This is a genomic window from Hydrogenophilus thiooxidans (genome assembly GCF_019049855.1).
GTDB classification, from domain to species: domain Bacteria; phylum Pseudomonadota; class Gammaproteobacteria; order Burkholderiales; family Rhodocyclaceae; genus Hydrogenophilus; species Hydrogenophilus thiooxidans.
Map to the genome: position 1 here is coordinate 1 of NZ_JAHLSY010000035.1, position 11096 is coordinate 11096.

11 protein-coding genes and 2 pseudogenes are annotated in these 11096 nt (G+C 63.0%); 5 read left to right on the forward strand and 8 right to left on the reverse strand.

All coding sequences use genetic code 11. The features are described 5' to 3' along the window. The 5 genes and pseudogenes from KUL93_RS10595 to KUL93_RS10615 form a co-directional block, all read left to right on the forward strand. Positions 1-142: pseudogene (locus KUL93_RS10595) on the forward strand (ISAs1 family transposase); the annotation flags it as partial. A 258-nt stretch (positions 143-400) separates the two neighbouring features. After that, complete coding sequence (locus KUL93_RS11620; RefSeq protein WP_217127017.1) at positions 401-802, forward strand: type II secretion system protein; 402 nt, start codon at positions 401-403, stop codon at positions 800-802. Continuing rightward, positions 802-1083 carry a hypothetical protein gene (locus KUL93_RS10605; RefSeq protein ID WP_217127018.1) on the forward strand — a complete coding sequence of 94 codons (282 nt, stop codon included), beginning with the start codon at positions 802-804 and terminating at the stop codon, positions 1081-1083. Before KUL93_RS11620 ends, KUL93_RS10605 begins: the two co-directional genes overlap by 1 nt. After that, positions 1083-1802: a class I SAM-dependent methyltransferase gene (locus tag KUL93_RS10610; RefSeq protein ID WP_217127019.1), complete on the forward strand. Its 720-nt coding sequence runs from the start codon at positions 1083-1085 to the stop codon at positions 1800-1802. Before KUL93_RS10605 ends, KUL93_RS10610 begins: the two co-directional genes overlap by 1 nt. Further along, the gene (locus tag KUL93_RS10615) at positions 1799-4135 is read left to right on the forward strand and encodes an O-linked N-acetylglucosamine transferase, SPINDLY family protein (RefSeq protein WP_217127020.1); all 2337 of its coding nucleotides are present in this window, start codon (positions 1799-1801) and stop codon (positions 4133-4135) included. Before KUL93_RS10610 ends, KUL93_RS10615 begins: the two co-directional genes overlap by 4 nt. Here the strand turns inward: KUL93_RS10615 and KUL93_RS10620 are convergent. The 8 genes and pseudogenes from KUL93_RS10620 to KUL93_RS10655 all read right to left on the reverse strand — a co-directional run. After that, positions 4097-4672 carry a hypothetical protein gene (locus KUL93_RS10620; RefSeq protein ID WP_217127021.1) on the reverse strand — a complete coding sequence of 192 codons (576 nt, stop codon included), beginning with the start codon at positions 4670-4672 and terminating at the stop codon, positions 4097-4099. The two genes, KUL93_RS10615 and KUL93_RS10620, sit on opposite strands and share 39 nt — an antisense overlap. Positions 4673-4693: 21 nt before the next feature. Next, positions 4694-5911: a type II secretion system F family protein gene (locus tag KUL93_RS10625; protein ID WP_217127022.1), complete on the reverse strand. Its 1218-nt coding sequence runs from the start codon at positions 5909-5911 to the stop codon at positions 4694-4696. A gap of 17 nt (positions 5912-5928) precedes the next feature. Further along, entirely contained in the window at positions 5929-7629 is a 1701-nt protein-coding gene (locus KUL93_RS10630) for a GspE/PulE family protein (protein WP_217127023.1), read from the reverse strand. Continuing rightward, positions 7610-8008 carry a hypothetical protein gene (locus tag KUL93_RS10635; protein ID WP_217127024.1) on the reverse strand — a complete coding sequence of 133 codons (399 nt, stop codon included), beginning with the start codon at positions 8006-8008 and terminating at the stop codon, positions 7610-7612. Before KUL93_RS10635 ends, KUL93_RS10630 begins: the two co-directional genes overlap by 20 nt. Then, a complete protein-coding gene (locus KUL93_RS10640) occupies positions 7998-8657 on the reverse strand; it encodes a coiled-coil domain-containing protein (RefSeq protein ID WP_217127025.1) in 660 nt (219 codons plus the stop codon). Before KUL93_RS10640 ends, KUL93_RS10635 begins: the two co-directional genes overlap by 11 nt. Next, positions 8654-9322, reverse strand: coding sequence for a hypothetical protein (locus KUL93_RS10645; protein WP_217127026.1), 669 nt, complete (start codon positions 9320-9322; stop codon positions 8654-8656). Before KUL93_RS10645 ends, KUL93_RS10640 begins: the two co-directional genes overlap by 4 nt. Continuing rightward, on the reverse strand, positions 9319-10266 hold the full coding sequence (locus KUL93_RS10650) for a type IV pilus biogenesis protein PilM (RefSeq protein WP_217127027.1): 948 nt from the start codon (positions 10264-10266) through the stop codon (positions 9319-9321). The genes KUL93_RS10645 and KUL93_RS10650 overlap by 4 nt, the downstream gene beginning before the upstream one ends. Before the next feature lie 25 nt (positions 10267-10291). Further along, positions 10292-11096: pseudogene (locus KUL93_RS10655) on the reverse strand (hypothetical protein); the annotation flags it as partial.

Sequence of the window (11096 nt, forward strand, 5' to 3'; positions counted from 1 at the left end):
TCACAATCTCGCCGTCTTGAAGCACATCACCCTGAATCTCATCCGCCTCGATCCCGTCAAACGCAAGGGCGGTATCAAGGCCAGACGCCTCATCGCCGCAACATCCGATATCTACCGCGCTCAGCTACTCGGCTTGCAGTGAGTCGTTCATGCAATTGCCCTGGCGCGAATCCGAAATGGAGCAGTTCTCTCCAAAAGCGGTGCGCGGAACACGGCGTTGCGTTGCCAAGCGGTATCGACCCTCGGCCAGGTCAGAGCCTTGGTCTCACAGCGCCGGTGCAGTGGCTCATGGAAAACCATAAAGAGTGCCAAAGGTACTGGACGAATACAGTACATTGACACAGCAATCGACGCGAGTTACTATTAGAATGCAGTCCTATAATCCTGTCCGGAGGTTGCCATGAACGTCAAGCAAGCGGGTTTTACCCTCATCGAGCTCCTGGTGGTTATCATTATCCTTGGAATCTTGGCGGCAGTAGCGGCGCCAAAGTTTTTCAACTTCAAATCCGACGCGGCTGAAGCGGCGGTCAAAGGGGCGGCCGGTGCGATGTCTTCGGCTTTCCTGATGAACTATGCGAAGTATCAAATAAATACCGCCGATGCAACCCGATTTAGCACTTCCAATGCCTGTGCGGCTGCCAGTACCTCGATCATGCAGCCGGCGCTGGACAGCAGCAAGTTTTCGGTGTCTGGAGATGCCAACTGCGCAACCAATTCTGCGGGTTCGACAACAACCTGCACCTTGAAAAGCATGGATGATACGAACAAAACCGCAACCGTTACCGTGGTCTGTACGGGCTGATGGCAGAGAGGGTAGCCAATCGGGTCGCGGCGTGGCAGGCTGCCTGGGTGGCTGCGATGCCGCGCCGCAGCCGCGTGACCGCGAAAGAGTGGGAAAAAGCGATCGTCGATTTTCTTGACCGCATTCGAAACGAAGAGACGAAAGCGCCTCTGGGTTTTTGGGGGAGGCTACAGGTGCTCTACCGCTTTCAGCGCTGGCTTGCAGCGACCTCTGGCGTTGAGAAGGAGCGGTTACGGCCGCTTGTGGTTGCGATCATCCTCAACTACCTCTTTGCGCGGTGATGGCGGCGCTCGCCAATTGGCTCTGGCGTTGGCTCGTGGGTGGTGACGTTTCGCCCGAGCGCTTCAGGTGGCAGGCGCCAGAAGAGAAACGGGTGTTGCTGCACGTCGGGTGTGGGCGGGCCAACCGCTCGCACCTCCCCTGTGCATTTCAGGCGCCAGAGTGGCACGAGGTGCGGGTCGACCTGGATCGGGAGGTGGAGCCTGATCTGGTCGCGTCGGTGACGGACCTTTCGGCTGTGCCGGACGGCGCTGCCGACGCCTACTACGCAAGCCACGTGATCGAGCATCTCTACTGGTTTGAAGTGCCCCAAGCGCTTGCGGAGGCGCGGCGGGTGCTCAAACCCAATGGGTTTGCAGTGATCACCTGCCCCGATCTCCAGGAGGCGGCAGCGATGATCGCTGAAGATCGGCTCTACGATGTGGCTTATTACTCTCCTGCCTGGCCGATTACCCCGTTCGATATCGTTTTTAGCTACCGTCCGTTTGTGGAACGGTGGCCGCTGACGATGAGCCACAAGTGCGGTTTTACCCTGACCACGCTGGTTGCGGCGCTTCGCGAAGCGGGTTTTGTCGCCTGTTACGGGATGCGTCGTCCACAGGCGTTTGACCTTTGGGTCGTAGCAACGTCGGCTCCTTTATCCGAATCGGAACTAACGGAGCTTGCGCGCACCTACCTGCCCGAGCCGCTTGGGGCAAAAGCCGTTGCGGTAGGGAAATGAGCCGTCTTTTGGGGAGTGGGCTGCTTCGCTGGCTCTTTCGCCTGGTCCGTCCGTTTGGCGGCGATGTGTTTGAGGCAGCGCTTGAAACGCAGAGGGCAGCCGCGGGCGACGCCGCGGCGCGGCAAGCGCTGGCGAAGCGGGCGCTGGAGGCGGGCTTTGATGAGGAGGCGCGCGCACACGCCGAGGCGGTGTTGGCGCTCAATCCCGAGCCGACGGTTGCTGCGCGCGCCCATGTGACGCTTGCGGCGATTGCGCGGCGGCGTGATGACCTGGCGCTCGCCCAAACGCACCTGGAAGCTGCGCTCGCGCGGGATCCCAGTTCGCGGGAAGCGCGCACCAATTGCGCCGAGCTGCTCCTGCAACGCGGCCAGGCGCAGGCGGCGCTTGCGCTGCTCGATGCGGTGCTCGCAGAAGATCCCGACTTTCTGCCCGCGGCGATCAACCGCCTTGCGGCATGGGTTGAACTGGGGGCCTACGCGCGCGCGCGCGATGAGGGGGAGCGGCTCAAAAAGCGCTATCCCGACTCTCCAGAGCTGCTTCTGAACCTTGCCAACGCCTACGTGCAGCTTGCCGAAGGGCGCAAAGCGGTGCGCCTGGCGAAAGCGGCGCTTGCGCGTGCGCCCACCCTTCCGGAGGCGAAGATTTTTCTTGCGGCGCTTGTGGGCGACTTAGTCGAACTGCGCGCCGTGGTCGACCATCTGGAGCGTACCCTGGCGCTGCGGGGCCCTTCGACGGAGCGGCTGGCCCTTTTGGCCGGCGCGCACCAGGCGGCAGGAAATCTGACGCGCGCCGCTGCGCTGGCGCAGGAGCTACTGGCGCAGGCGCCGACGCACTTGGGGGCGCGGCTTACGCTAGCAGCGGTGCGCTCCAATAGCGGCCATGTTGAGGAGAGCGACCCCCTTTACGCAGCGCTCAGTGCAGAAAGCGGCCACTTGTGGGGGATGGCCTCAAATTGGTGCTTTGAGGGGAACTATCTGCCCACGATCACTGCCGAGGCGCTCTTTGCGCGCCATCGCGCGTGGGCAGAGCGCTTTGCTGCACCAGCGGCGGATAGCGCGGCTGGCCCCTCTGCTGAGGCCAGCAGTTTGCCCGCGCCAAACCAGAGCGGCCAAGCGAGCGAGCGCCACGCGCGGTGGGGGCGCGCCCTTTCGGGGCAGCCCCAGGGGGGGCGGCCGTTGCGCGTTGGTTTTTTTTCGGGCGATTTGTGCCAACATCCGGTTGGCGCGCTGCTTGCCGACGTGGTGCCGCGGCTTGGCCGCTATGGGGTTGAGCCGCTGGCTTTTTCGACGACGCTCCGCGAAGATGACCTAACCCGCCACCTCAAACCCCATTTTGCGGCGTGGCACGAAATCTACGACCTGGAGGATGAACCGCTGGTTGCGCGCGCGCGTGCGGCGGCGTTGGATGTGGCCGTTGATCTCTCGGGCCATACGGCATTTCACCGTCTGCCGGCGTTTGCCAAGCGCTTGGCGCCGGTACAGGTGACGTGGCTGGGTTATTTTCATTCGACAGGGGTGGCGGCGATCGACTACCTCTTGACCGATCCGGAGACGTCGCCTGAGGCGCTGCAACAGCATTTCGCCGAAACACCGATCTATCTTGGAGAGAGCCGTTTTGCCTTTTTCCCGCCGCCTTATGCGCCGCCCGTTGCGGTAGCGCCCAGCGCGCGCGGGCTTGCCTTCACCTTTGGCTGTTTCAATCGGTTGAACAAGATGAACCGCGAGGTGGTCGCGGTTTGGGCGGAGATTTTGCGCCAAGCGCCCGGAACGCGGCTGTGGCTCAAAGCGGGGGCGCTGCGCGACCGCGGCGTGGTGGCCGACGTGCGCGCGCGCTTTGCTGCAGAAGGGGTCGATCCGGCGCGGCTCGTTCTTTCGCCGGGTGGGGCCCATGCGGAGATGCTGGCCGAGTTTGCGATGGTCGATCTGGCGCTCGATCCGTTTCCCTTTACCGGCGGTGCGACCACCTTCGAGGGGCTTTGGATGGGGGTGCCCTGTCTGACGCTTCCAGGGCTGACGATGGTGAGCCGGCAGACCCACGCGATGAACGCAGTGCTGGGGCTAGCGGGCGATTTTTCGGCGATTTCGGCGCGCGACTATATTGCTCGCGCCGTGGCGTTTGCGCGCGCGCCGCAGCCCCTTTGGGGGTTGCGGGGGACGCTGCGCGATAGGGTGCGCGGCAGTGTTCTTTGCGACGGCGAGGCGATGGCGGCCCGTTTTGCGGCGTTTGCGCACGCTGCGGTGGCCGCTGCCGCGCGCGGCGATAAGCTCCCCCCCTATACGCGCTTTGACGCGCCGCTAGCAGCCCCCTACGTCGTAACTGACAAGCGGCGGTAGCCCCAGAAGCGGCGCGGGGGCGTAGCGCACCAGACATTGGGGGCGGCCGTCGAGCGTAAGAAGCGCGTATTCGCCGTCGAAGCGGTAGCGAAAACGGTGGGCCGAGTTTTCGCGCGCCAGGAGGACGTTCATGCTGGTCTCTTCAGCCGTGGGGGTGCCATAGCGGAGATTGACCCCCAGTTGCCCCACCGCGCAGTCGCTGTGGTTGAAGCGGTCGCGCACCGCCCCGTTCGCAAGGTTGATGCACGCCTCCTCTTTATGGAACAAGTTCGAGAGCGAGGTGCGGCCCATCACGTAAGCCGCTTGCCGTTGTAGGCTGGCGCTGGCGTTGGCAACGGCAAGGATGCGGTAGCCTGTGGCCAGTTCGGTAAAGAGGTAGTAGGTGAGCGTGGTGATCATGAGGTAGAGAAACGCCGAAAGAAGCAGCTCCGGGCGCATCAGGCGGTCGCTTTGTTGGGCGGCGGAAAGCCAGAGGAACAAAAAGAGCAGCCCAACCACCGCAGGGGCCCCATAGGGCAAGAGGTCGTAGGTGGACATCGGTTCTCCCCCCTCTCTTTTTTACCGTTTGGCAAAGCTCAACATGTCCCACATCGGCAAGAAGATGCCCAACGCCAGCACCAGGATCAGCCCGCCCAGGATGACGATCATCACCGGTTCGATCAGGTCTGAGAGGTGCTCGATGTCGTAGTCAACCTCCCGTTCGTAGAATTCGGCCACTTCGGTCATCATCTCGTCAATTCGGCCGGTCTCTTCGCCAATGGCGAGCATCTGCAGGACGATCGGGGTGAAGATGCCGCTGCGGGTTGCCGTGCCCAGCAGCGTTTCGCCGCGCTCGATGCCGTTGAGCATCGCCAGGATCTTTTCTGCCAGGTAGTCGTTGTCGGTGGCCCGCGCCACACTAAAAAGGGCTTGGGTGATGGGAACGCCCGCTGCGATCGCCATCGCGAACGAACGGGCAAAGCGCGCAAGGGTGGCGCGCAGCACGATGTCGCCGATTTTGGGGATACGCAGTTTGGTGCGGTCCCACCAATAGCGGCCAGGGCCGCTCGCGGTCCAGCGGCGAAAGGCGATGACGCCGGCAGCGATCAGCGCAACGACCAACCACCAGTAGTTGGCCATGAAGTGGGAGACGGCCAGGATGATGCGGGTGGGAAGTGGCAGCTGCGCCTTCATGCTGGCGAAGATCCCGGCAAAGGCTGGGATGACGAAGGTGGTGAGTACGCCAATCGCGACCCCAGTGGCGACCAGGACAATCAAGGGGTAACGCAACGCGCTTTTGATGCGCATCACGGTGGTGCGGTCGCGCTCGAGGTTTTCGCTGAGGCGCAGCAGCGCCTCTTCAAGTTTGCCACTCTCTTCGCCCACCTGAACCATCGCAATGTAGAGGGTGGGAAAGATTTTGGGGTGGCGGGCAAGGCTCGCCGCCAGCGAGCGGCCGGCTTGTAGGTCGCGGACGATTTGACGCAGCGCCTCGGCAAGGATCGCGTTGGGGGTGTTTTCGGCGATGCGCATCAGGCCGGAGAGAATCGGGACGCCGGCTTTGGTGAGACTATAGAATTGGCGGGTAAAAAGTAAGAGATCGGCAAGCGATGGCTGTGGCTGGAACAAACGGCGGGTTGCGCGCGCGTTGGGGCGCTCCTGCGCTTCGCTGAGCGCCAACGGGATGAGGCCTTGGGCCAGAAGCTGCTGCGCTGCGGTGTCGCGGCTCGCTGCTTCCAGCACCCCTTCGGCGCTGCTGCCGTCACGGCGGCGCGCACGGTAGCGGTAGCGGGCCATTTAGGCGCAGCTCCCGTTCATTCGATGAGCTCCCCGCTCATTGCGATCACTTCGGCTACGGTGGTAACCCCTTGCGCAACGAGCGTCAGGCCATGGTCGAGCAGCGTGTGGTAATCGGGCGCTTCGCGTACCAGCCGGTTGAAAGTGGCGAGGTCATTGCGGCGCAGCGCGTCCAATTGCGCGTAGCTCGGTTCGAAGTATTCATAGACGCCGATCCGCCCGCGGTAACCGGTCATGTTGCAGCGGGCGCAACCACGGCCACGCATTGGGGTAAAAGCGCCAGAGGGAAGCGACTGGGCGGCAAGCCAATTGCGGGTGGCGTCGTCGAGGGGGTCGGGTTCGATGCAGTCTGGGCAGATCCGCCGCACGAGTCGCTGCGCGATCACCGCACGGATCGCGGCAGCAAGGAGAAAAGACGGCGCTCCCATGTCGATCAGCCGCTCGACAGCGCTTGGGGCGTCGTTGGTGTGCAGCGTCGAAAGAACCATGTGACCGGTGATCGCGGCGCGCAGCGCGATCTCCACCGTTTCGCTGTCGCGAATTTCCCCGACCAGGATCACATCTGGGTCTTGCCGCAGCGCGGTGCGCAAGATCTCCGCAAAGGTTAGGCCAATTTCAGGTTTGACCTGTACTTGGTTGATCCGATCGAGGCGGTATTCCACGGGGTCTTCGGCGGTGATGATCTTGCGTTGCGGGGTGTTGAGCTCTTTGAGCGCGGCATAGAGCGTCGTGGTTTTACCGGAACCGGTTGGCCCTGTGACCAGAACGATGCCGTGGGGGCGCGCAACCTGCTGGCGAAAGCGGTTGAGGATCTGGGACGGCATCCCGAGCTTTTCGAGGTCGAAGCGTGAAAGGTCGTTTTCCAGGAGCCGCATTACCACCGATTCGCCGTATTGGGTAGGCATGGTCGAGACGCGCACGTCGAAGCGGCGATTGCGCACTGTGATGGCGAAGCGGCCATCTTGGGGTAGGCGCCGCTCTGAGATGTCCAAACCCGACATCAGTTTGACGCGCGAAACCACTGCCGGGGCGATTCGCGTTTCCTCAACGATCTGTTCATGGAGCGCTCCATCGATGCGCAGCCGCAGCCGCAGCACCTTTTCGTCCGGTTCGATGTGGATGTCGCTGGCGCGGGTGACCGCCGCCTCTTCAAAGAGCGATTGCAGCAGTTTGACCACAGGGGCGTCGCTCAGATCTTCGGCGCGCAGCAGTTGGTTGAGGTCGGTTTCGGTTCCCGCGAGCTCTTCGCCTAAGTCTTTGGCGATGCGGGCGATCTTGTCGGTTTGCCGATAGACCGTGTCAAGGGCAAAGAGCAGATCCTCTTCCCGCGCAAGCGCAACGTCCGGCTGCGCGCGCAGCGACAGCGCGATTTCGTCGTAGGCAAAGAGGTTGGTTGGGTCTGCCAGCGCAATGAGCGGCGGCGGTCCTTCGGCAAGAAGGAGCGCGCGGTGGCGGCGGGCGAGATTTTCCGGCAGCTTTTTGGCGACGTTCGGGTCGAGCGGGTAGCGCTTGAGATCGATGAGGGGCAGATTGAGCTGCTGGGCAAGGGCTTTGAGCATCCGCTCTTCGGTGGTCATCCCCAGGTGCACGAGGATTGACCCGAGTTTGCGCCCACTCCGTTTCTGTTCCGCCAGGGCGATTTCAAGCTGCTCCGAAGTAATCTCTCCGGCTGCAATGAGCAGTTCGCCTAAGCGCGCTTTACGGAGTGGCGAGGCCATCGGTTCTCTCCGCAGGAAAAGGGGGCATTGCGAGCGGTTCGATGCGCTGGGTGCCAGTGGGGGTTTGCCAGATGAGGTGGGTCAAGGTGATCGCCACCAGGAGGTGGCCATGGTATTCGGAACCGGGTTGCAGCCACTGGCCGCCCACGCGGGCCCATCGCTTTCCCTCATGGGTGAGAATCATTTGGGGTTTGAAGGAAACAGGCGCTTGCGCGTCCGCTGGACCTTCCTTCACCGCCGCAGGCTGCGTGGTGGGCGGGCGAAAGGGGTCGGGCAGTGCGCCAGCAACCGGAGCTTCGGCGAGAACAAAAAGGGGTGCGGACGTAGCTAAGAGCGCAACGCAGGTGACGCACCAAGAAGGGGAGCGGTCAGAACGCAAGCCAAACCTCCTGCAAGCTCAGCGTTTCGAGTTCGATTTCGAGGGTCAGTTCCGGATATTGGTGGGGGCGAACCGTGACCCGCTGCCAGGTTGGGGGGTTAGGCAGCGCCTCATAGTGGCGTAAGAAGGCAAGAAGCGCCGGAAAGGGGCCACGCACCGCCAGGCGAAAGGGGTGGCGGATGAGGAGGGGAATTGTGGCGGCGTGCTCAGGGGGGATGCCCGGCAGTTGCAGCCGTTCCGGCGGCCGCTGATCGAGTTGTTCAAGCGAGACCGCAGCGCCCTGCACGAGGGTGCGCAGAAGCGTGCGCATCTCTTCAGGGGTGATGAGGGTTTTTTGGGTGGCCCGCAAGCGGGCATCGAGTTGAGCGATTTCGCGGCGCAATTGCGCCAGTTCCGCTTCGGTTCGCGCGATAAAGTCCGGTTGGGCTTTTTGGGCGAGGATCGCCAGCTCGGTGGTGAGGCGGGCATTTTCCTGCCGCTGATTCTCGAGCCGCTCTTGGGTTTCACGCTGCAGTTTCTCCAGATAGCTCGCCCCCGTTTCGCTCCAGAGAGCGGTAACGATGGCTACCACAGCGGCGATCAGGAGCATCCGTTCCCGTTGGGTTCGGCCGTTGAACCACTGGACCCAGGGGTGTTGGCGCCAGCTCATCGCCTCCCTCCCGAGGCGGCCGGGGTTGTGTCGCTGCGTCGGCTGGTGAGGGTAAATTCCAACACCGACTCAGGAAGTTTGGTGGCGTTGTGCTGTTGGCTGTCGGGGCGCGCTACGGTAAAGGTGGGAAAGGCAAACCCTTTGAGGAGCGGTTGCGCCGCCAGCGCGTCGAGATAATTGGGCAGCAGTTTGTCGGACTGGGTATATCCGTGCAGCAACAGCTCCGGACGGTTGGCGGCGTTGCAGCAGCTCAGTTCCAGTTTGCTGAGCCAAAGGCCGTCGATGTGGGCGGCTGCGATCGCAGCAACGTAGCCGGAAGGGGGCTGCTTTGCGCGTGGGTCGGCAATGTGGCCCAGGTATTGCAGGTAGCGTTCGCGGGCGTCGATCTGGGCAAGGAGCGTGGCGCGTTCGTTTTCAAAGCGGCGTAGCGCGGCTTCATCCGGAACGAGCCGTTTGAGTTGGGCGATGGTGCTTTGAAGCTCGTTGCGGATCTGCTCTTCCTGAGCGATCAGCGCCCGGGTGGTGCGCACGGTGTTGAACAGAAGCAGCGCGTGCGCGGCGATGATGAGCGCTGTGAGAAACAGTGCGCCCGCGAGCCAGGTGGCAGACCATGGGAGCGCCCGGGGTCGGAATTCGTCGAGGTAGAGGTTGAGTTCGCTCTTCATGGCGCAGTGTGCGGAAGGGCGGCGCCAAGGGTTAGCGCGATGATACCCAACGGCGGAAGGTTCTCATCGCGCTCCGCCCCGATGAGATCGCGCACGGTGACGGGAACTACGGCAACGCGCAGCTCGTTTTGGAGGGCTTGGCAAAGCGCACGGTTTTCGGTAACGGCATCGATCACCCAGAGCGTTTGCGGTACCGGGTCGGTGAATTGACTCTCGAAGAAGTCGAGCGTGCGCTGAATGTCGAGCCCCAGAGCCATGGCGCCAGAGGCTGGGTCTGCGGCAAAAAGGCGGCGGCCGATGCGGCTGGTGCGAAAGAGGTAGAGAAAAACGGTTGTCGCCGCGATGATCAACGCCCCTTCGTCGTCACAGTAAAGGATGAGTTGCGGGTCAGTAACTTCAGGGGCTAGGTGGGCGAGCAGGCGACGCAGCGCTTGTTCGGGAATGTCGAGGCGTTCGAGCGCAAAGCCTGCTTTTGGGATCGCGTCGATGAGCGCGGTAACGAGCGCCCGTTCGGCAACGGCACAGTAGGCCAACGGTTCAGCCGCGGGGCGGCGCAACGCCGGGACGTCGAGGTAGTCCACGACCAGTGAGTCGCTTGGCCGCTCTTCCGCCTGCGCCGCGAGGAATGTGAGGGCGGCGCGCCGTTCGTCCGGAGGAAGATCGGGGGCGTTGAGCTGCAGCAGTTTCACAGCGGTGGCGGGAAGCACCAGCGAAAGAGGGATCTTTTTACCCGAAAAACGGTCGGCCAATTCCCGCCAGATGGCCGGATCTGAGAGGGGTTGGGGAAGCGGAACGGTTTCACTCTGAAGGAGCCGCGGCGTTGGGGTAAGCGCCCACTGCAGCGCCCATAGCGATTGCGCGGTACAGGCGGCCGCAATTGGCAGGGCAGAACGGTGTGAGCGTCGAATGAGCCTAAGAAGGTCGAACATAGGGCTGCGCTTCACCAGGGAAAAACCATTATATAACAGGCTACGGATGCAACTGGGCTAATGCGACCACTTTGGGTTCCTCAAGCAGCACGTCGGCAGGTAACGCCAAAAGCGCCTGGCTCGCTGCAGCGGCGCTGCGGTACGGGCCAAGTAGCAGGACGTCAGCCGTTCCCGAGGTGAAAAGTGTCAGGGGCTGGTGTGCGCCTAGCCGCCGTTGCCATCGGGCAAGGGTGGCAGTGGGGGTGGTGGAACCCGCCGGCCAGCGCGCAAGTTCAATCGCATGGGTATAACCGCTTTGCCGCCAGAGGGTAAGGGGCGCTTCTGAGGGGGCTGTTTTTTTCGGGGGCGGTGAAGCAGGCGGTTTCTTGGGGGATGGAGCGGGTTGAGGGGTTTCGCTGCGGGGTGGCGTGGTTGCAACCGCTTCCACTTCTTGAGGGCGCGAAGGTGGCACCGCTGCGGGTTGGACCGTTTCAGCAGCAGGCGGCGTCCTGGCAGGGGGGGCATTTTCACCGGCCGGTGCGACAGCTTCTGATGCCGTTCCGGATGGGAATGGGGTAACGGTTGAGATCGGCCAGCGCGCCGCAAGCCACGCGCCGAGGTTCGACAGACGGGGCGTGAAGGCAGAGGCGAAGAGTGCTACGGCAACAAGAAGCAGCAGCGCCAGTCGCGCAGCGAGCCGGAGCCGTTTGGCGCGCTGAGGTCTCACTTCGTCCCAAAGGAGCTCTTGTTCCGCCCGCCGGACATCGGCCGGGGTCACGCGCTTTGCGCCGCGCGCAAACGCAGACAACATCGCTTTGTCGGCCAGCAAATTGATGCGCCGCGCAATCCCCCCGCTGGCGCGCGCG